We start from the raw sequence: 18,826 nt of genomic DNA, 5'->3' as shown, positions 1-18,826 counted from the left end.
CTACGACTTCGGGTCTGTAAAGACGTCCGTGCACACTTCGGTCTGAAACGATTCAGGAGGCGAAAGTATGAGGCCGTCGAAGGGCTGTCAACCCTTGCGGCAGGGACCGTGTGCCGTGACTCCGTTACGACCCTTGGGCATCGAAAAATTTCGACCCGAACCCATTGACGTGACCTGGGTGACATGTCTAACGTCCCGGCAACCCAATTGAAACCTTTCACGACGCTGTGGGGGCCGTCCCGCCGACGTCGTCGAGGAGCCCCTCATGACCCACCCGTCCGACACGGGTCCGGCCCCGGTGCTGGCGCTGAAGGACATCTCCAAGTCCTTCGGCGCGGTGCGCGCCCTGCGGGACGTGTCCCTGGAACTGTTCCCCGGCGAGGTGCACGCGCTCGCCGGAGAGAACGGCGCGGGCAAGTCGACCCTCATCAAGACGCTCGCCGGCGTGCACCGACCGGACGCCGGTCAGGTACTGCTGGACGGCGAGCCCACCGTCTTCCACGGTCCCGCCGACGCCCGGGACGCCGGCATCGCGGTGATCTACCAGGAGCCCACGCTCTTCCCCGACCTCTCGATCGCCGAGAACATCTTCATGGGCCGCCGGCCCCGCCGGGCGCTCGGTCGCATCGACCACAAGGCCACGCACGCGGCGACCCTCGCCCTGATGAAGCGCCTCGGCGTCGAACTCGACCCCGACCGTCCGGCGCGCGGCCTGTCCATCGCCGACCAGCAGATCGTCGAGATCGCCAAAGCGCTCTCCTTCGACGCCCGCGTGCTGATCATGGACGAGCCGACGGCCGCCCTCACCGGCAGCGAGGTGGCGCGTCTCTTCGGCGTCGTGCGCACCCTGCGCGAGCAGGGCTCGGCGGTGCTGTTCATCTCGCACCGCCTGGAGGAGATCTTCCAGATCTGCCGGCGGGTCACGACGCTGCGGGACGGCACCTGGATCTCCACCGAGCCCGTGGCCGGCATGACCGAGGACGACCTCGTACGCCGGATGGTCGGCCGCGACCTCGACGAGCTCTATCCCAAGCAGGACGTCGAGGCGGGCGGGGTCGCCCTGAGCGTGCGCCGCCTGACCCGCGAGGGTGTCTTCACCGATGTCTCCTTCGACGTCCGGCGCGGCGAGATCGTCGGTCTCGCCGGGCTCGTCGGCGCCGGGCGCACGGAGGTCGCCCGGGCCGTCTTCGGCGTCGACCGCTGGGACGCGGGTGAGGTGGAGGTCGACGGTACGTCGCTGACGAACGGGGCGCCCTCCGCGGCCATGGCCGCGGGGCTCGCCCTCGTGCCCGAGGACCGGCGCGCCCAGGGCCTCGTGATGGACATGTCCATCGAGCGGAACATCGGGCTCACCGGACTGCGGACGACGGTCAAGGCGGGCCTGATGGACCGCGGGGCCGAGCGCAGCCGCTCTCTCGACTGGGCGGTCAAGCTCCAGGTCAAGTACGCCCGGATCGCCGACACCGTCGCCACCCTCTCCGGTGGAAACCAGCAGAAGGTCGTCCTCGCCAAGTGGCTCGCCACCGGCCCCAAGGTGCTCATCGTCGACGAGCCGACCCGCGGCATCGACGTCGGGACGAAGGCCGAAGTGCACCGGCTGCTCAGCGAGTTGGCGGCCGACGGGGTGGCCGTCCTGATGATCTCCTCCGACCTGCCCGAGATCCTCGGCATGGCCGACCGCGTGCTCGTGATGCACGAGGGCCGGCTCACCGCCGAGATCCCGCGTGCGCAAGCCACCGAGGAATCCGTGATGGCCGCAGCCACGGGGAGGGCCGCCGCATGACAGCCACCAAGAGCGCCACCACGTCTGCCGCGACAGTGACGCCCGCCGCTGACCTTCGGGCCGCCGTCGAGGGGGCCGTGTGTGCGACGCCCGCCCGCTCCCAGTGGGCCGCCCGCGCGACGCCGATCATCCCCCGGAGGGCCGCGGCATGACGGTGACCGCGCCCAATCCCGCCCCCGCCGCCGAGGTGCCCAAGTCGAGCGGTACCCGGCTGGTGGACCGCGTCTTCAAGATGCGCGAACTCGCCATCCTGGTCGTCTTCCTGGTGATGATCGTCATCACCCAGATGGGCAACAGCCAGTTCCTCTCCGAGCAGGGCATCAAAGACCTGCTCCTGAACGCGACGATCCTCGTGCTGGTCGCCACGGGCCAGTCGCTGGTCGTCATCACCCGCAATGTCGACCTGTCGGTCGGCTCGACGCTCGGCATCAGCGCCTTCGCGGCCGGCACCTATCTGCAGGGCGGCGGGAACCCCGTCGTCGCGGTGTTCCTCGCGGTGCTGCTCGGCATCGGCTGCGGACTGGTCAACGGACTGCTCGTGAGTCTCGGCCAGGTGCCCGCGCTCGTCGTCACCCTCGGCACGCTCTACATCATCCGCGGCATCGACTCGATCTGGGTCGGCTCCCGGCAGATCACCGCGGCCGACCTCCCCGGCAGCTTCGTCGACTTCGGCTCCGGCGGCATCTCGGCGGTCCCCTACCTCGCGCTGATCGCCCTGGCGGTGCTGCTGGTGACCGCGTACTACCTCAAGCACTTCGGCAGCGGACGCGAGCTGTACGCGCTCGGCTCCAACCCCGAGGCCGCACGGCTCGCCGGCATCCCGGTCCGCAAGCGGATCCTGACCGCGTACATCGTCTGCGGCGGCCTCGCGGGACTCGCGGGCGCCCTGTACCTCGCCCGGTTCGGCAACGTCGACTCCGGCACCAGCACCGGCTACGAACTCACCGTCGTCAGCGCGGTGGTGGTCGGCGGCGTCGTCTTCACCGGCGGCTCGGGAAGCGTCTACGGCGCCGCGCTCGGGGCGCTGCTGCTCACCTCCATCAACAGCGTGCTGCCCGCCCTCGGCGTCAGCTCCGTGTGGGTGCTCGCCATCAACGGCATCCTGCTCATCCTCGCCATCGCGGTCGACCGGATCGTCGCGCTGCGCGTGGCCCTGGCCCTGAAGAAGAGGAACGCCCGCCATGGCTGACTCGCCCCTCGCGCGCGCCGTCCGCTGGGACACGGTCGTCGGCGCCCTCCTCATCGTCCTGCTGCTGTTCTCCTTCAGGTTCGTGGACGGCTTCGGCAACGCCCTCAACCTGTCGTTCCTGATCGGCAACACGCTGCCCATCGCGCTGATCGCGCTGCCGATGACCCTGCTTGTGGTGGCCGGGGAGATCGACCTCTCGGTCGCCTCCACGGCCGGTCTGTCCGGCTCGGTGATGGGCGCCCTGTGGAACCAGGGCATGTCGATCGAGACGATCATCCCGCTGTGCCTGCTGCTGGGCGTGGTGTGCGGGCTGGTCAACGGGCTGTTGGTGACCCGGCTCGGGCTGCCGTCCCTCGCCGTCACCATCGGTACGCTCGCCGCCTACCGGGGCATCGCGCAGATCGTGCTCGGCTCGGACGCGGTGACCGACTTCCCCGCGCAGTACCAGGACTTCGCCGCCGGACGCATCGGGAACACCTTCGTCCCGCAGGCGTTCCTGCCCTTCCTGGTGCTGCTCGCCATCGCCGTGGTCGTCCTGCACGCCACCCCGTTCGGGCGCTCGGCGTTCGCGATCGGCGCGAACGAGGAGGCCGCGCGGTTCGCCGGCATCCGCGTCAAGCGACAGAAGCTGATCCTGTTCGTCGCGACGGGCTTCATGGCGTCCCTGACCGGCGTCTTCTGGGCACTGCACTACGCCAGCGCCCGCTACGACAACGCCACCGGCCTCGAACTCTCCGTCGTCGCCGCCGTGTTGCTCGGCGGCATCGACTTCGACGGCGGCAAGGGCACGCTCGGAGGCGCGATCGCGGGAGTCTTCCTGCTCGGCGCGCTGCAGAACGTGATGAGCCTCCTGAATGTCTCCGCCCAGTCGCAGATCGTCGTCACCGGCGTCCTGCTGGTCGTCTCCGTGCTCGGCCCCCGGGTCGCGCGGCAGATCTCCGTAGCGAGGGCGGGCCGCAGAGCCGCCTCGACTCCGGCCTCGTAATTCCCACCCGGCCCGCCCTGTAGTTCCCACCTGGCCTGCCCTGTAGTTCCCACCCGGCCCGCTCTCTAGTTCCCACCCGGCCCGCCCTGTAACCCCTCAGCTCACCCTCGTAAAGGAATCTCCGCCATGCGCAAGTCCTCGATCCGCCGTACCTGTGCGGCGCTCGCCGCCGTCACCTCGCTGGCCCTGGCCGCCACCGCCTGCGGCGGCACCACGAAGAACGACGTCAAGGACGACAGTGGTTCGGCCGCCACGACCGGCAAGGCCGACCCGAACGCGGCCACCAAGAAGGGCCTGACCGTCGGCTTCCTGCCCAAGCAGGTCAACAACCCGTACTTCACTTCCGCCGACAAGGGCGGCGAGAAGGCCCTGACGGAGCTCGGCTCCAAGTACAAGGAGGTCGGTCCGAGCAGCGCCACCGACACCTCAGGCCAGGTCAGTTACGTCAACACGCTCACCCAGCAGCAGGTGAACGCCATGGCGGTCTCCGCGCAGGACCCGGGCGCCCTGTGTACAGCGCTCAAGCAGGCCATGACGAACAAGATCAAGGTCGTCACCTACGACTCCGACACCAAGCCCGAGTGCCGCAACGCCTTCGTCTCGCAGGCCGGCGCCGAGGACCTGGGCCGCACCGAGGTGCAGCTGCTCGCGCAGCAGATCGGCTACAAGGGCGAGATCGCGATCCTGTCCGCCGCGCAGACCGCGACGAACCAGAACACCTGGATCGACTTCATGAAGGACGAGCTGAAGGACCCCAAGTACAAGAACGTCAAGCTCGTCAAGGTCGCGTACGGCAACGACGACGCCCAGCAGTCCTTCCAGCAGACCCAGGGCCTGCTCCAGGAGCACCCGAACCTGAAGGGGATCATCTCCCCGACCACCGTCGGCATCAAGGCGGCGGCACAGTACCTGTCCGGCTCGAAGTACAAGGGCAAGGTCAAGCTGACCGGCCTCGGCACCCCCAACGACATGCGCAAGTACGTCAAGAACGGCACCGTCGAGGCCTTCGAGCTGTGGGACCCGGCGAAGCTCGGCGAGCTGGCCGCACGCACGGCCGTCGCGCTGTCCTCGGGGCAGATCAGCGGCAAGGAGGGCGAGACCTTCAAGGCCGGTGACATGGGCGCCTTCACCATCGGCAAGGACGGCGTGATCAACCTGGGCAAGCCGACCGTGTTCGACGCCAAGAACATCGACCAGTTCAACTTCTAGGCGGACGAGGGTCCTTGATGCAGCGCGTGTGCTTTCTGCTGAAGGTCCGTGCGGACCGCCTCGACGGGTACCGCGACCGGCACGCCGCCGTGTGGCCCGAGATGCTCCAAGCGCTCTCGGCCACCGGCTGGCACAACTACTCGCTCTTCCTGCGCGAGGACGGCCTGCTGGTCGGCTACCTGGAGAGCGAGGACTTCGCGGCCGCGCAGGCCGGCATGGAGGCCACCGACGTCAACGCCCGCTGGCAGGCGGAGATGGCGCCGTTCTTCGAGTCGCTGGACGGCGCCAGACCCGACGAGGCCATGAAGCCTCTCACCGAAGTCTTCCACCTAGCCTGACCAGGAGCCCGTACATGAGACGACGCACTCTGCTGACAACGGCCGTGTTGGGCGCTGTCGCAGGCCCCGGGATCGCCGGCACGGCCCATGCCGCCGGCCCAGGCCCGTCGGTCACCCAGGCCGGCAGCACCCAACTCGACGCCCGGGCCCTGTACTTCGTCTCCTACGACGGACTGGTCAACAACAACTCCTTCCAGAAGAACGGCCTGCTCACCCACAAGGGCTACCAGTACGCGGCCTGGTACACCGCCGACCGCAGTGCCGTGGTCGCCCGCCGGGCGCTTCGCGCGTCCACCTGGTCCACGGTCACTCTCGCCCACAAGCTGAAGAGCGACGACTCGCACAACGTCATCTCCATGGGCGTGTCCAAGACCGACGGCCGGCTGCACCTCACCATGGACTCGCACAGTGACGGCTTCTTCTACGTGAAGTCGGCGGCCGGGCTGCTCGACAACGTACCCGCGTGGACCTCGGCGGTCTTCGGCTCCGTACAGACCACGCTCGACGGCCTCGCGCTCACGACGCAGTTCACCTACCCGCAGTTCATCTCGACACCGGAGGGCAAGCTCCAGCTCAGCTATCGCGTCGGCATCTCCGGAAACGGCCGCAACGCCCTCGCCGAGTACGACGGTTCGTCCTGGAGGGCGCTCGGCGAGTGGACCAGCTCGACGGGCACCTACACCAGCTCGCACGGCTCGAGCACCGCCCGCAACATGTATCTGCACGGCATCGACTACGACGCGGGCGGCCGACTGCACTCCTTCTTCACCTGGCGCGAGCAGAACGGCGCCGTGATGTGCAACAGCGGCGGCATCACCAACCACGACACCGGCTACGTCTACTCCACCGACCGCGGCCGCACCTGGCGCAGCGACGCCGGCGCCCTCGTCGCCACCACCGGCAGCGCCGACACGGTCGCCGTCACCGACAGCGGGCTGGTCATCGACTCCCTCGACCCCGACCACTCGCTGATGAACCAGGAGAGCCAGGCCACCGACTCCACCGGCCTGCCGCACGCGATCATCAGCTACGTACCTGGCCGCTTCGGCCAGTGCACGACCAACTACGTCACCGACCGGACGAACAACGGCCGCGCCTTCCACGTCCGCAAGAACGCCTCGGGCACGTGGACCAAGACCGAGATCCCGATCGCCCTGAACTCCAGCCAGCGCACCAAGCTGGTCCTGGACACCTACGACAACGCGTACGCGATCATGCCGTTCGGCCGGATAGCCGGCGCCTCCAAGGCCTCCGGGTACACCGACTGGAAGCTCCTGTACGACGGCAGCGGCCTCAACGCCTTCGGCGAGGTCGTGATCGATGAGATGCGCGTCTCGCAAGATGGGACGCTGTCGGTGATGTACCAGGAGAAGTCCAGCGGTACGACGCCCTCGGCACTCCATGTCACCGACTTCCGGCTGCCCTCATGACGACCGTTTTCCGTCGGCACGCGGGTAATGTGAGCGCCTGCCCGCCGCTTCTCGTTCCCCTGGAGGTTCCCGCCTGATGGCCCAGTCGGTGGGTATCAAGGACGTCGCCCGTGCCGCCGGAGTCTCCGTCGGCACGGTCTCGAACGTGATCAACCGCCCCGACACGGTCGCCTCCGAGACCCGGGCGCGCGTCCTGTCCGCCATAGACCGGCTCGGCTATGTGCGCAGCGAGTCCGCGCGCCAGCTGCGGGCCGGGCGCAGCCGGATCATGGGCCTGCTCGTCCTCGACATGGGCAACCCCTTCTTCGTGGACGTCGCGCGCGGCGCCGAGCGGGCCGCCCGGGACGCCGCCCTCGGCGTGATGGTCTGCAACAGCGCGCAGAGCGCGACCGAGGAAGCCGAGTACCTGTCGCTCTTCGCCGAACAGCGCGTGCGCGGGGTGCTGCTCACGCCCACCGACGCGAGCGGGCGCAACATCGAGGCCTTCCGCCGCAACGGCATCCCCTTCGTACTGGTCGACCGGGTCGCCGACGGCACCACCGAGTGCTCGGTCTCCGTCGACGACGTCGCGGGCGGCGCCCTTGCCGTACGCCATCTCGTGGACGCCGGTCACCGATCCATCGCGTACGTCAGCGGGCCGCCCGGCCTCAACCAGGTCAGGGATCGCCGCACCGGCGCCCTGAACGCCCTGGCCGAGGCCGGGCTCGGACCCGAGTGCCTGCGCGAGCTGCCCACCGAACGCCTCGACGTGGCCGCCGGACGCGACGCCGGCGCCCGGCTGCTGGGCCTCGCCGAGCGCCCCACCGCCGTCTTCTGCGCCAACGACCTGCTCGCGCTCGGCGTCCTGCAGGCCATGTACGCGGCCGGCGTCGGCGTCCCCGACGACCTCGCCATCGTCGGCTACGACGACATCGAGTTCGCCGCCGCCGCGGCCGTCCCGCTCACCTCCGTACGCCAGCCCGCCGTGACCATGGGCGCCCTCGCGGCCGAGCTGCTCCTGGAGGAGATCGAGACGGAGAGCGCGCCGACGCCGCACGAGCACAGGCGGGTCGTGCTCCAGCCCGAGCTGGTGGTACGCCGCTCGAGCCTCTCGGCCCGCTGAGCGGCGGCCCGGCCCAGGGCCTCTTTCGCACCGTACCGCTGAGCCACCGTTCAGTAGGATTTCTTGATCCCCGGACCCCGCGGCCCGCGGAACATGTGCTCAACTGGGACGCAGAATCCGCACGTCTCGGGAGCCCTGTTGACCGTCAGCTACCGCCAGCCCGGTGTCGTCCTCACCGACCACCGCTTCACGGTGCCCCTCGACCACAACGACCCGGCGGGGGAGAGCATCGAACTGTTCGCCCGCGAGGTCGTCGCGAGCGACAAGGCGCACCAGGACCTCCCCTGGCTGGTCTACCTGCAAGGCGGCCCCGGCTTCGGCGCCAACCGCTTCGTCGGCAAGCAGGCCTGGCTCGGCCGCGCGCTGAAGGAGTTCCGGGTGCTGCTCCTGGACCAGCGCGGCACCGGCCACTCCACGCCGGCCAACCGGCAGACCCTCCCGCTGCGTGGCGGCCCGCGCGAACAGGCCCACTACCTCGCGCACTTCCGCGCCGACTCGATCGTCCGTGACTGCGAGGCCATCCGCCCCCGGCTCACCGGCGGCGCCCCCTGGACCGTACTCGGCCAGAGCTTCGGCGGCTTCTGCACGGTCCACTACCTGTCCACCGCGCCGCAGGGCCTGCACGCCGCCGTCATCACCGGTGGCCTGCCCTCCCTCGACGCGCACGCGGACGACGTCTACCGGGCCGCGTACCCGCGCATCGAACGCAAGGTCGCCGCGCACTACGCCCGCTACCCGCAGGACGTCGAGCGGGCGCGCCAGATCGCGGAGTACCTCCTCCAGCACGAGCCGGTCCTGAACGGCGGCTACCGCCTGACCGTCGAGGCCTTCCAGTCGCTCGGCATCGTCCTCGGCGGCAGCGAGGGCAGCCACCGACTCCACTACCTCCTGGAGGAGGCGTTCGTCCGCACCCCACAGGGCTCCGCCCTCTCCGACGCCTTCCAGGAGGACGTCCAGAGCCTTCTCTCATACGCCGGACATCCGCTGTACGCACTCGTCCACGAAGCCTGCTACGCCCAGGGCGGCCGTCCCACCGCATGGTCCGCCGAGCGGGTGCGCGCCGAGTTCCCGCAGTTCGACGCGGCCAAGAGCCTCGCGGACGACGGAGCGCTGCTGTTCACCGGTGAGTCGGTGCACCCCTGGACGTTCGAGACCGACCCGGCGCTGCGCCCGCTGCGCGAGACCGCCGAGGAGCTGGCCGCCCGCACCGACTGGCAGCCGCTGTACGACCCCGCCCGCCTCGCCGCCAACGAGGTGCCGGTCGCCGCTGCGGTCTACCACGACGACATGTACGTCGATGCCGAGCACTCCCTGCGCACCGCCCGCGCCGTCCGAGGCCTGCGCACCTGGGTGACGGACGAGTTCGAGCACGACGGCGTACGGGCCGGCGGGCCGCGTGTCCTGGACCGGTTGATCGCCCTGACACGCGACGAGGTCTGAAGTCACCCCTAGGATTCTGACGAGCTGTCAGAAAACTGGGAGGTGCGGTGATCGACACCACGCGTACGGACATCCCGGAGGGCGAGGAGCGACTGCGCCTCGACGTGGCGGACGGCATCGGCGTCCTCACCCTCTGCCGCCCGGCGAAACTCAATGCGTGGAGCTGGGAATCCACGCGTCAACTCGGCCTGTTCGCCGACCGGATCCGCTTCGAGGAGTCGATCCGGGTGGTCCTGCTGCGGGCCGAGGGACGCGCCTTCTGCGCGGGGATCGACGTCACGGCACCGGGCGGCGCGATCACCGGCCGCACGGGTGCGGAGCGCGCACGCGCCTACTACGAAGGGATCCGCTGGGCCCACGAACGCTTCGCGGCCTTCGCACGGCTGCCGCAGCCCGTCGTCGCGGCCGTAGGGGGCTACTGCCTCGGCTTCGGATTCGAGCTGGCCCTGATGGCGGACGTCAGGATCGCGGCCCACGACGCGGTGTTCGCGCTGCCGGAGGCGCAGCTCGGCGTCGCGGTCGACGCGGGCGGCGATCTGCGCATCGCGCGCGAGGCGGGCGCCGGCTGGGCGAAACTCCTCGCGCTGACCGGACGCCGACTCGACGCGGCCACGGCCGAACGCCTCCGTCTGGTCCAACTCCTCGCCGCACCCGAGGAGTTGGATCAGACCGCCCACGCCGTCGCCGCCGAGATCGCGGCGAACGCACCCCTTGCCGTACAGGGCATCAAGCACGACATCGACGCGTACGCGGACGCCGGGCTCACCGCCGCCCTCGACCGTACGGCCATGTCGGCGGCCCTCACCCTGACCTCGGACGACATACGCGAGGGGTACGAGGCGAAGAGCGCCCGCCGCCCGCCCCGCTTCGAGGGGAAGTGAACGGCATGCTTGGATCGGTCACCGTTCTGCACGACGGATGTACGGGGGACCGATGCACGACAGCAGTGAACTCCTCGCGGACCGGTTCGAAGGCCACCGCGGCCACCTGAGGGCGGTGGCCTACCGGATGCTGGGCTCCTTCAGCGACGCGGATGACGCCGTCCAGGAGGCCTGGCTCAAACTCAGCCGCACCGAAGCCGACGAGATCAGTAATCTCGGGGCCTGGCTGACCACCGTGGTCGGCCGGGTGTGCCTGGACATGCTGCGCTCCCGCGGCTCGCGCCGGGAAGAGCCCATGGACCCCTTCGTCCCGGATCCGGTCCTGCGTTCCCTGGAGCCGGTCGACGACCCCGAGCGGGAGGCGCTGCTGGCCGACTCGGTGGCTCTCGCCCTCCTCGTGGTCCTGGAAACACTGGAGCCCGCCGAACGGCTCGCGTTCGTCCTGCACGACATGTTCGCGGTGCCCTTCGACGACATCGCGCCCATCGTGGGTCGCTCCTCGGCCGCCACCCGCCAGATCGCCAGCCGTGCCCGCCGCCGGGTGCGGGCATCCGCTCCGGAGCCCGAGCGCGATCTCGCCCGCCAGAAGCAGGTCCTCGACGCCTTCCTCGCGGCCGCACGCGGCGGAGACTTCGAGGCCCTCGTCTCGGTCCTGCACCCCGACGTGGTGCTGCGCGCCGACTCGGGTCCGCTCGTCGGCGGCGCGGCGGCCTCCAAGGTGGTCCGTGGCGCGGTGGCGGTCGCTCAGCAGGCGTTGGCGTTCGCGCGCTTCGCCGCGGCCTCGCGGCTCGTCCTCGTCAACGGCGAGGTCGGCGTCGTCGCGATGCCCGAAGGCCGGCCGATGTCGGTCATGGGCGCCACCGTCGCCGACGGGAAGATCGTCGCCGTGCACATCCTGGCCGACCCCCAGCGGCTCGCGCGCCTCGACCTCGGTGAGCTGGGGGAGTGACGGTCAGCCCGCGAAGGGCCCCCGCCCCAACTGGTCCCGCACCGGCACCACCCGCGGACTGACCAGCTCCCTGCGCTGCCAGTTCGCGCCGTCCACCACCAGGGTGTGGCCGGTGATGAAACGGGCGTAGGGGGAGGCCAGGAAGGTGGCGGCCCAGCCGAGTTCGCGCGGCGCGCCGACCCTGAGGGCGGGCTGGCGCGTGTCGTGCGCGTCGGCGAGGTCCAGCCGGCCGCGGATGTCTTCCGTCATGTCCTCGTGCGGCATCAGACCGGGTACCAGCGCGTTGACCTGAATCCCGTACGGGCCCCACTCCACGGCCAGCGTCCGGACGAGGTTGCGCACGCCCGCCTTGGCCGCCGCGCTGTGCGCGAAACCAGGGCCGCCCGTCCACGCGTACGACGCGCCGACGTCGATGATCGAACCGGGGGTGCCCGCGGCCAGGTGCCTCCGTCCGAACTCGCGGGTCATCAGAAATGTGCCGGTCAGGGTGATGTCGACGATCGTGCGCCAGGCGTTCGGGGACATGTCCTCGGTCGGTACAGGGAAGTTGGCGGCGGCGTTGTTGACGAGTACGTCAGGCAGTGCGCACGCGTCGAACACCTCGGCGATGCGCTCCGGATCCCGTACGTCGCACACGGCGGTCGTCACCCGCGTGCCGAGATTCTCCAACTCCTCTTGCGCGCAGCGCAGATGTTCCGCCCCGCGACTGAGGATCACCAGATCGGCGCCCAGCCGGGCGAACTCCGCCGCGATGGCCTTTCCGAGCCCGGTGCCGCCGCCGGTGACCAGGACCAGTGAGCCGTCGTACGTCCCTGGCGGCAGCGCGCTCGCGCCCAACGGGGGAGGGACAGGGAGGCCCGGGAGCAGTGTGTCGTCCATGGCCGCCTCGATACCCCGTGTGTCCGCAAACCTCCAGAGGCACGTACGGACATCGCCCTCATGCGGCGGCCGTACGCCGCGGGTCCACCACCCGTCCGCCGGGCGGGAGTTCACCGGTGTCGTCGGGTATGCGTTTGCACCCCCTCTAGGCGCACCCTGGAAGGGAGCCCGAAAGGGGTGCACCCGGTGATCAATAAGCGACCGCGACAAGCGAACATCTACTGCCGGATCAGCGAGGACCGTGAAGGCCGCGAGTACGGGGTCGAACGCCAGGAAGCAGCCTGCCGGAAGCTCGCCGCCCAGCGTGGCTGGCAGATCGTCACCGTGCTGACCGACAACGACATCACCGGCACCGGCAGCAAGAACCGCCCCGGCTACGACCGGACGCTGACCTTGCTGCGGAAGGGCAGCGCGGACGCGATCCTCGCCGTGTCCGACAAGCGGCTGAACCGCAACTATCTCCATGCCTTCGAGCTCTTGGACCTGATCCAGGAACGGGACATCGCCGTCGAGTTCACCAAGGGTGGCCCGATCAACATGAACACCGCCGAGGGACCCGGCATCGCCCGGCGCAAGGCGATCGACGCGCAGGAAGAGTCGGAGGAGATCGGCGAGCGCGTGGCCGACGCCAAGAAGGACAACGTCCGCGACGGCACGTACCGGGGCGGCGGCCGTCCGTTCGGCTTCGAGGTCGACGGCAAGACGCCGCGCTCCCTGGTCTGCCCCGAGTGCAGTGCCACTGAGGGCTTTGTGATCACGGTCGTGCGTGAGGATCACGGGGAGCACCACACGCACGACGATGAAGCGCCCTGCCCGATCAAGGCTGTCACGGTCGCGTGCCTGAACGGCTGCCCGGCCAAGCCGGTCAACGCCCCCGGCTCCGAGGCGTGGCACCTGGAGCAGGCCACGCGCACGGTCGCTGACGGAGCGTCGAACCGTTCCGAGCTGCGGAAGTGGCATGCGGCTGGCGTGAAGACCCCGGCCCGCCGAAAGCGGAACGAGGACGGCACCCGCACGGAGCCCATGCCAGGCGAGTGGACGCCGACGACCTTCCTCAAGCTGCTGCGCAGGCCCCGGAACGCCGGGCTCATGGAGGTCGACGGAGAGATCATCGGCAAGGGCGCGTGGCCCGCGCTCGTGGACGAGGAGACATGGCTGATCTGCGAAGTCGTCCTGAAGAACTCGAAACGCCGAACATCGCCCGGCCCGGCCCGCAAGTACCTGGGCGGCAGCCTGTACAAGTGCGGCCTGTGCCCTGCCCTGGTGACCACGCGCGGGCGGGGCCGCGAGCGCAACGGCTCCGTGTACACGTGCGCCGACGAGGGACATGTGTCGCGGAACGTCACCGCCGTTGATGATCTCGTGGAACGTACGGTCATCGCCCGGCTGTGCAGTGACGCCCCGGTCGCGGAACCGGCGCCCGCCGTCGTGCCGGACACGAAGGCTCTGGCAGCGAAGCATGCCGCCCTCTCAGCCCGGCTCAAGGACTTGGCCGAGACGTTCTTGGACGATGACGACGCGGACCCGGTGGAGTACAAGACGGCGGCCCGGCGCATCAAGGAGAGGATCGCGGCCGTCGACAAGGAGATCGCCGACGCGGTCATGGCGGCGGCTGCCACGTCCAGCCCGCTCGATGAGCTCGACCGGACCGAGCTGCTGTGGCGCTACGTCGAGGAGCCGGACGAGGCTCAGCTGGTGGCGCGAGACGTACCCGCTGGACCAGCGCCGGAATCTCGTCGCTGCTCTGGTCACGGTGACGATCCTGCCCGCCGAGCAGGGCCGCCCGGCTGGCTGGAAGCTGGGATCGCACTACTTCAATCCCGACTCCGTGAAGATCGAGCCGATCAAGTAGCCGTCCGTACACGACAAGCGCCCCACCGGGACACATCTCCGGTGGGGCGCCCGGCTGTTGGGGCGGCGCCCGGTCGGGACGGGGGGAGACGCCGACCGGGCGCCGCGCCAGCGGGTCATGATCCGGCAGCCCAGATGCGGCACACGATCCGGAGCAAGTCCGGGTCGATCAGCTCGACATCATCGACGTGCTCGCGGTGCGCCCACACCGTCCAGCCGGGTCCCGAGTTTCCGAGATCATGGGCGACCGGCACGGCGTCCTCGGAGTCGGTGATCAGGCCGTCACACGCCCTGCATACGTGCAGCGTCACGCTCATGACGCACCGCCAGGGCGGTGGCACCCGCAGCGGCAGCGGTGCACCAGAAGGACGCCGTTAGAGTGCGGCAGCGGCACGTCCTTGGTCTGCCTGCACTCGGCGTGCAGGTCTCCGTATCCGCGACGCTTCGCCAACGTGCACTCTGCCGATAGCGTCACGTCGCCGGTCGCGGTCGACGCGCTCACGGCCACTCACCCCGGCTCCGCGCGTTGGCCAGCGCCACGCCGCACGAGAGCTTCTCCATCGGTGTGGCGGGGCGCAGCGGGCCATGAGCGTCCCATTCGCGCCCGCCGCCCGGCGGCTTGAGCTGCCAGTGCGGGCCGACGCGGTCCATCACCTGGCCGACCTTGCGCGTCGCCTCGTCGAATACGAGGTCGCCGATCTCCGGCGTATATCCGTTCATGCGCACCCCCGCCGGATGGTGTCGGCGAGCCTCAGCGCGACGTCGGCGCGCACCCGCCCTAGGTTGATCAGGTTCAGTGAGGGCGACGCCTGGTCCACCCCCAGTGACGGCAGCACGATCTTCGCCGCCGTCAGTGCTTCCCGCAGAGCCTCCACGGCCGCTGTGACATCCGTCGTGTCCGGTTCTTGCTGCGCTGTGACCATGAACTCAGGGTCATCGGGGGCTGGTTGAGAGGGCCAGTGGATATTCACGGATATTCGCGGGTAGGAATGGCTTATGCACAGGCTTTCTCATCTGACCGGGGGCGAGCCGTAGCCGACGAGCAAGCGGAGACGGAAGGCTGATCCAAAACCCTTACGAGAGGGGCACCGATCATGAGGCGATTGCGCTTCAACGGAACCGGCAGCGGCGAGGGCGGCTGCCCGTCCGTGCACGAGGACTTGGACAGTGGCGAGATCATCGTTCACGGTCCGCCACTCACCGATCAGGAGGACATCGCACAGCTCCGGCACCTCGGAGAGGGAGAGGTGCCGATCGTCGTACCTCGCGAACTGCTCGTGGACTGGGGGCCGAAGGACGTGACGCGCGACGCGAGGATCATCGACCTGGACGCGTTCGGACAGCTCTTCGAGCGGTTCGAGCACTCCGCCTGGCGCCTGGAGACCCGGCGCCGGTACGCCTCCGACGAGGCGACCGACACATGGGCGCAGTTCGTCCGGGGCGAGGCGCCGACCTGGGACCTGAGCACCCCGTGGTCCGTGACGATCCGTGAGAAGGCCGCTGGCGGCGCGCGAGTCGGCCGAGTGCGCATCGTCGACGAGCCCGCCACTCAGGGACAGCGCTACCTGCTCGCGTACGCCGAGAAGAACACCGCGCTGGGCGAGGACATCCGCAACCTCTCGCGCGCCGAGGCCGATCGCCTGAGCCTGCCCGCCAAGGACTTCTGGATCTTTGACTCCCGGCTGGTGGCGCTCCTCAACTTCACCGACGACGACGAGCTGGTCGACGTCGAGCTGATCACCGAACCGGCCGAGGTGGTCAGGTACTCCATGGTCCGGGACGCGGCCATGCACCACGCTGTCCCGTACGAGGAGTTCGCGGCCGACATGGACGCCAAGGAGTAGTGATCAGGACCGGTGAGCACCGACTTCCAGCAGGCACGCGCGGCGCTCGGTGAGCGTCTCCGCGAGCTGCGCGAGTCCGCCCCCGGCGGTCGGCTCACCGGCACGGTCCTCGCCCGGCGGCTGGGCTGGCCCCAGTCGAAGATCAGCAAGTTGGAGAACGGCAAGCAGACGGCCACGGCCGACGAGCTGAGGGCGTGGGCGGAGGCCACCGGCCAGCCGGAGGCGGACGGGGAACTCCTAGCCCGCCTCCGGGGACTTGAGTCCCACATCCGCTCCTGGCGGCGCCAGCTCGCCGCCGGTCACAAGGCCGTCCAGGACGCGCACAACGAGGCACAGGCGCGGGCGGCGGTGCTCCAAGCGTGGGAGTCGTCGTGGATCGTCGGCGTGCTCCAGACGCCCGATTATGCGAGAGCGATTCTCAGCAGATTCACCGAGCTGCACGGCTCCGTCCGGGACATCGAGGAGGCCGTGCGCTCGCGTATGAAGCGTCAGGAGGGCCTGTACAGCGCGGGCCGGAAGTACCACATCCTTCTGTGGGAGCCGGTCCTGAGCGCGCTCATCTGCCCGCCCTCGGTGCTCGCCGCACAGCTCGACCGCCTCTCCGGCATGATCGGCCTGGACACGGTCGAACTCGGGATCGTGCCGGTCGGTGCGTCCCTGAAGATCCCGCCCGGCGGTGGCTTCTGGATCTACGACGAACAACAGGTCGTCGTCGAGAACTGGCACGCTGAGCTTTGGCTCGACGACGCGGACAGCGTCGCGACACACCTCAAAGTCTGGAAGACCCTGCGCGAGTCGGCGGTGTTCGGCGCCGACGCCCACAACCTGATCAGCCGTGCGCGCCGGACGCTCAACGTCGCCTAACGGACGATCCAGCCCGAGCCGGCGAGTACCTCCGGTCCCACAGTCACCATTTTCGCGGATCGGCTCCCCAGGAGATCGAGGGGCCACCACAATCCCGGTCGTGACTGCTGCCGACTGGCTCAAGTTTCTGCCCGGGATGGTTCGCGGCCGTCGCGGCCGTCTGGACGCTGGTCGACAAGCGGCAGACTCGCCGTCACCGACTTGCGCTAGGGCCCGACTCGGATGAGTTGAGAGAGCAGCTCAAGCGTGTCCGCCATCTGTTTGATCAGATCGTCGAGGAAGGACGGCCAAAGGACTGGTTCGCAGCGGACGATCGTGGCGACGTGTATCAGACGCTAATGGATCTTTCGAGGCGCCGGGATGACTGGTTGGGGAACGTGCTGCTGACTGCCGCGTTGGCCTGGGAGGCTGCCAGGTCTTCTGCGCCGCCTGGTGGAGCCCCTATCAGCAAGATCGAGTCGATTACTCAGGAGCAGTGGCTGGATACAGATGCCGATCTGGTCGTAGCTTCATGGGATCTTCGGATGCAGCGAGAGGCTGCTGAGGATGGCAGGGCTTGGGTTCATGTGGCACTGACACACCTCAACAATTTGGAACGCCGCGCTCACAGCCGGTCGTGACGGAGAATCTCGCACGGGTGTCTCACGAGTTCTCGCGCGAGAACTCGTGACCAAGAGCGCCGTGGCCCTGCGGCCATCTGCGGGCCGCAGACCCCCGCGCCGGTAACCCTGGGCCATCCGGGACCCCGAACGGCCCCCAGAGGCGCCAGGACGCCGCGATTCGGGGGGAATCCAGGGCCAACGCCCGCCAGCCGTCCGGACGGTTGAGAAACCTCGCGCGAGGTCGGACGAGAGTTCTCCATGGCGCGCTCTCCCAACCCGCCGCGATTCAGGACCAGTTGGTCAATTGATCTCCGAGGAGATCTTGGTCAGCCCGCCGGGTACCACCGGCCGTCCTCGGACCGCGCATGGCACTGGCCGCGCAGGACCCCGAGGATCACCGTCACCCGGGACGGGCCGGTGATCTTGCCGGGGAAGATGGCGGCGGCGATCTCGTCCATGGTCGCGCCGGGATGATCAGCCAGGTAGGCCCGGAGATCGGTGCGGTGCGGTGATTGGGAGCGATGCCGCGATCTATGGAGGCAATGGCCGGATCGTAGTCCCGCCTGCGACGACGGCCGGGAACGCCAACACTGCTGTGACCTGTGGGAACCCCGAGCCGGCTGAGGCTGTAGATCTTCAGGTGCCTGCGGTTTTGTTGGCAATTCTTGATCATTTGTGCCGGCGCGCCAGGGTGTGCCGCTGTGCGGGTCGGCCGTACCGCCCACAGGCCCACGACGCGTTCCCCGTCCCGGTCCGCGGCGAACGCGGCGCCCGTCTCCTCGTGCTCCGTGAAGTTGCGGGCGAAGACCTCCGCCGCTGCTTCGAAACCGGGTGTGGTGAAGCCGTGGATGTCCGTCGTCACCTCCGGACCGATCGGTCGAGAAGGGCGAGTGCCGCGTGTTTGGCGTCCTCGGCGGCGTGGCTCTCCGGGTCGTGGTGGTCGGCGACGACCGTGGCGCCTTCGAGGAGGATCAGCAACTGCCGGCCGAGGCGGGCCGGTTCGGGCGCGCCGGCGCGCTGGGCGATACCCGTCAGCAGCTCCCGGTAGCGGCCGAGATGGCGGTCGGCCACCGTACGGGCCGGTGGGGCATGCCGCTGGGTGGCGGCGTTGAGGATCGCGCAGCCACGGAAACGGGGTTCCCGGTACCAGTCGCCCAACGCGTCGAAGAGTGCGGTGAGTTGGGCCGCCGGATCAGGGCCCGCGGAGTCGACCGCGGCGGTCAGCCAGTGCACGACTCGGTCACTGCGGGCGCCGAGCACCGCTTCGACAAGTCCGTCCTTGGAGCCGAAGTGGCGATAGAGCGTCTCCTTCGACGCGCCGACCGCGCGGCACAGCTCGGCCACGCCGACTCCGTCGAGTCCGCGCTCGTAGAGGATCTCGGTCGCCGATGCCAGGAGTGTCGCGCGGGTGCGGTCCGGGTCGAGGGACGTCCCCTTCGGTACGGGCATGGATGAGATGGTACCGACCGGTTCGATGATG

The 18,826-nt window shown here is 69.4% G+C and carries 20 protein-coding genes; 15 read left to right on the top strand and 5 right to left on the bottom strand.

Going from position 1 to position 18,826, the window contains the following annotated elements; translation table 11 throughout:
* Window positions 1-265: 265 nt before the first annotated feature.
* The 11 genes from AB0D27_RS04580 (at window position 266) to sigJ (ending at window position 11,306) form a co-directional block, all read left to right on the top strand.
* Window positions 266-1,783 (top strand): sugar ABC transporter ATP-binding protein, encoded by a 1,518-nt coding sequence (locus AB0D27_RS04580; protein WP_362501969.1) that lies wholly within the window; start codon window positions 266-268, stop codon window positions 1,781-1,783.
* A complete protein-coding gene (locus AB0D27_RS04575; protein ID WP_362501966.1) occupies window positions 1,780-1,935 on the top strand; it encodes a hypothetical protein in 156 nt (51 codons plus the stop codon). Before AB0D27_RS04580 ends, AB0D27_RS04575 begins: the two co-directional genes overlap by 4 nt.
* Complete coding sequence (locus tag AB0D27_RS04570) at window positions 1,932-2,972, top strand: ABC transporter permease (RefSeq protein ID WP_362501964.1); 1,041 nt, start codon at window positions 1,932-1,934, stop codon at window positions 2,970-2,972. The genes AB0D27_RS04575 and AB0D27_RS04570 overlap by 4 nt, the downstream gene beginning before the upstream one ends.
* Complete coding sequence (locus AB0D27_RS04565; protein ID WP_362501962.1) at window positions 2,965-3,957, top strand: ABC transporter permease; 993 nt, start codon at window positions 2,965-2,967, stop codon at window positions 3,955-3,957. Before AB0D27_RS04570 ends, AB0D27_RS04565 begins: the two co-directional genes overlap by 8 nt.
* Window positions 3,958-4,083: 126 nt before the next feature.
* Window positions 4,084-5,166 carry a rhamnose ABC transporter substrate-binding protein gene (gene rhaS / locus AB0D27_RS04560; RefSeq protein ID WP_362501960.1) on the top strand — a complete coding sequence of 361 codons (1,083 nt, stop codon included), beginning with the start codon at window positions 4,084-4,086 and terminating at the stop codon, window positions 5,164-5,166.
* Window positions 5,167-5,183: 17 nt separating this feature from the next.
* The gene (locus tag AB0D27_RS04555) at window positions 5,184-5,504 is read left to right on the top strand and encodes an L-rhamnose mutarotase (protein ID WP_362502351.1); all 321 of its coding nucleotides are present in this window, start codon (window positions 5,184-5,186) and stop codon (window positions 5,502-5,504) included.
* A gap of 14 nt (window positions 5,505-5,518) precedes the next feature.
* Window positions 5,519-6,934, top strand: a complete 1,416-nt coding sequence (locus AB0D27_RS04550; RefSeq protein WP_362501958.1) for a BNR repeat-containing protein — start codon at window positions 5,519-5,521, stop codon at window positions 6,932-6,934.
* Between the two features lie 76 nt (window positions 6,935-7,010).
* Window positions 7,011-8,036: a LacI family DNA-binding transcriptional regulator gene (locus AB0D27_RS04545; protein ID WP_362501956.1), complete on the top strand. Its 1,026-nt coding sequence runs from the start codon at window positions 7,011-7,013 to the stop codon at window positions 8,034-8,036.
* A 138-nt stretch (window positions 8,037-8,174) separates the two neighbouring features.
* Window positions 8,175-9,476 carry an alpha/beta fold hydrolase gene (locus tag AB0D27_RS04540; RefSeq protein ID WP_362501954.1) on the top strand — a complete coding sequence of 434 codons (1,302 nt, stop codon included), beginning with the start codon at window positions 8,175-8,177 and terminating at the stop codon, window positions 9,474-9,476.
* 47 nt (window positions 9,477-9,523) lie between these two features.
* Window positions 9,524-10,357 carry an enoyl-CoA hydratase/isomerase family protein gene (locus tag AB0D27_RS04535; RefSeq protein ID WP_362501952.1) on the top strand — a complete coding sequence of 278 codons (834 nt, stop codon included), beginning with the start codon at window positions 9,524-9,526 and terminating at the stop codon, window positions 10,355-10,357.
* A gap of 52 nt (window positions 10,358-10,409) precedes the next feature.
* Complete coding sequence (gene sigJ / locus AB0D27_RS04530) at window positions 10,410-11,306, top strand: RNA polymerase sigma factor SigJ (protein ID WP_362501950.1); 897 nt, start codon at window positions 10,410-10,412, stop codon at window positions 11,304-11,306.
* 3 nt (window positions 11,307-11,309) lie between these two features.
* Here sigJ and AB0D27_RS04525 read toward each other — a convergent pair whose 3' ends face one another.
* Window positions 11,310-12,185, bottom strand: a complete 876-nt coding sequence (locus AB0D27_RS04525) for an SDR family oxidoreductase (RefSeq protein WP_362501948.1) — start codon at window positions 12,183-12,185, stop codon at window positions 11,310-11,312.
* A 186-nt stretch (window positions 12,186-12,371) separates the two neighbouring features.
* Between AB0D27_RS04525 and AB0D27_RS04520 the strand changes: the two genes are divergently transcribed.
* Entirely contained in the window at window positions 12,372-14,414 is a 2,043-nt protein-coding gene (locus AB0D27_RS04520; RefSeq protein WP_362501946.1) for a recombinase family protein, read from the top strand.
* A gap of 120 nt (window positions 14,415-14,534) precedes the next feature.
* Here the strand turns inward: AB0D27_RS04520 and AB0D27_RS04515 are convergent, their stop codons facing one another.
* Both AB0D27_RS04515 and AB0D27_RS04510 read right to left on the bottom strand, forming a co-directional pair.
* A complete protein-coding gene (locus AB0D27_RS04515; protein ID WP_362501944.1) occupies window positions 14,535-14,756 on the bottom strand; it encodes a hypothetical protein in 222 nt (73 codons plus the stop codon).
* Window positions 14,753-14,959 (bottom strand): hypothetical protein, encoded by a 207-nt coding sequence (locus tag AB0D27_RS04510; protein WP_362501942.1) that lies wholly within the window; start codon window positions 14,957-14,959, stop codon window positions 14,753-14,755. The genes AB0D27_RS04515 and AB0D27_RS04510 overlap by 4 nt, the downstream gene beginning before the upstream one ends.
* Window positions 14,960-15,127: 168 nt before the next feature.
* Between AB0D27_RS04510 and AB0D27_RS04505 the strand changes: the two genes are divergently transcribed.
* The 3 genes from AB0D27_RS04505 (at window position 15,128) to AB0D27_RS04495 (ending at window position 17,364) form a co-directional block, all read left to right on the top strand.
* Window positions 15,128-15,880, top strand: a complete 753-nt coding sequence (locus AB0D27_RS04505) for a DUF6879 family protein (protein WP_362502348.1) — start codon at window positions 15,128-15,130, stop codon at window positions 15,878-15,880.
* Window positions 15,881-15,892: 12 nt separating this feature from the next.
* On the top strand, window positions 15,893-16,744 hold the full coding sequence (locus tag AB0D27_RS04500) for a helix-turn-helix transcriptional regulator (protein WP_362501940.1): 852 nt from the start codon (window positions 15,893-15,895) through the stop codon (window positions 16,742-16,744).
* Window positions 16,745-16,971: 227 nt separating this feature from the next.
* Window positions 16,972-17,364 carry a hypothetical protein gene (locus AB0D27_RS04495; protein WP_362501938.1) on the top strand — a complete coding sequence of 131 codons (393 nt, stop codon included), beginning with the start codon at window positions 16,972-16,974 and terminating at the stop codon, window positions 17,362-17,364.
* 308 nt (window positions 17,365-17,672) lie between these two features.
* On the opposite strand, the gene AB0D27_RS04490 is transcribed toward AB0D27_RS04495, so the two are convergent.
* Window positions 17,673-17,804, bottom strand: a complete 132-nt coding sequence (locus AB0D27_RS04490) for a hypothetical protein (RefSeq protein WP_362501936.1) — start codon at window positions 17,802-17,804, stop codon at window positions 17,673-17,675.
* Window positions 17,805-18,204: 400 nt separating this feature from the next.
* Entirely contained in the window at window positions 18,205-18,795 is a 591-nt protein-coding gene (locus tag AB0D27_RS04485) for a TetR/AcrR family transcriptional regulator (protein WP_362501934.1), read from the bottom strand.
* Window positions 18,796-18,826 lie beyond the last annotated feature (31 nt).

The sequence above is a fragment of the Streptomyces sp. NPDC048415 genome, from assembly GCF_040651675.1.
Classification (GTDB): Bacteria; Actinomycetota; Actinomycetes; order Streptomycetales; family Streptomycetaceae; genus Streptomyces.
The sequence above is the reverse complement of the archived record's forward strand: the minus strand, read 5'-3'. Positions and strand labels throughout refer to the sequence as shown.

Excerpts from the sequence above, each read along its gene's own strand:
- AB0D27_RS04570 (WP_362501964.1), top strand. The coding sequence starts at position 1,932 with ATGACGGTGACCGCGCCCAATCCCGCCCCCGCCGCCGAGGTGCCCAAG.
- AB0D27_RS04490 (WP_362501936.1), bottom strand. The coding sequence starts at position 17,804 with ATGGACGAGATCGCCGCCGCCATCTTCCCCGGCAAGATCACCGGCCCG.
- AB0D27_RS04545 (WP_362501956.1), top strand. The coding sequence starts at position 7,011 with ATGGCCCAGTCGGTGGGTATCAAGGACGTCGCCCGTGCCGCCGGAGTC.
- AB0D27_RS04555 (WP_362502351.1), top strand. The coding sequence starts at position 5,184 with ATGCAGCGCGTGTGCTTTCTGCTGAAGGTCCGTGCGGACCGCCTCGAC.
- AB0D27_RS04515 (WP_362501944.1), bottom strand. The coding sequence starts at position 14,756 with ATGAACGGATATACGCCGGAGATCGGCGACCTCGTATTCGACGAGGCG.
- rhaS (WP_362501960.1), top strand. The coding sequence starts at position 4,084 with ATGCGCAAGTCCTCGATCCGCCGTACCTGTGCGGCGCTCGCCGCCGTC.
- AB0D27_RS04510 (WP_362501942.1), bottom strand. The coding sequence starts at position 14,959 with ATGGTCACAGCGCAGCAAGAACCGGACACGACGGATGTCACAGCGGCC.
- AB0D27_RS04485 (WP_362501934.1), bottom strand. The coding sequence starts at position 18,795 with ATGCCCGTACCGAAGGGGACGTCCCTCGACCCGGACCGCACCCGCGCG.
- sigJ (WP_362501950.1), top strand. The coding sequence starts at position 10,410 with ATGCACGACAGCAGTGAACTCCTCGCGGACCGGTTCGAAGGCCACCGC.
- AB0D27_RS04550 (WP_362501958.1), top strand. The coding sequence starts at position 5,519 with ATGAGACGACGCACTCTGCTGACAACGGCCGTGTTGGGCGCTGTCGCA.
- AB0D27_RS04580 (WP_362501969.1), top strand. The coding sequence starts at position 266 with ATGACCCACCCGTCCGACACGGGTCCGGCCCCGGTGCTGGCGCTGAAG.
- AB0D27_RS04575 (WP_362501966.1), top strand. The coding sequence starts at position 1,780 with ATGACAGCCACCAAGAGCGCCACCACGTCTGCCGCGACAGTGACGCCC.
- AB0D27_RS04525 (WP_362501948.1), bottom strand. The coding sequence starts at position 12,185 with ATGGACGACACACTGCTCCCGGGCCTCCCTGTCCCTCCCCCGTTGGGC.
- AB0D27_RS04565 (WP_362501962.1), top strand. The coding sequence starts at position 2,965 with ATGGCTGACTCGCCCCTCGCGCGCGCCGTCCGCTGGGACACGGTCGTC.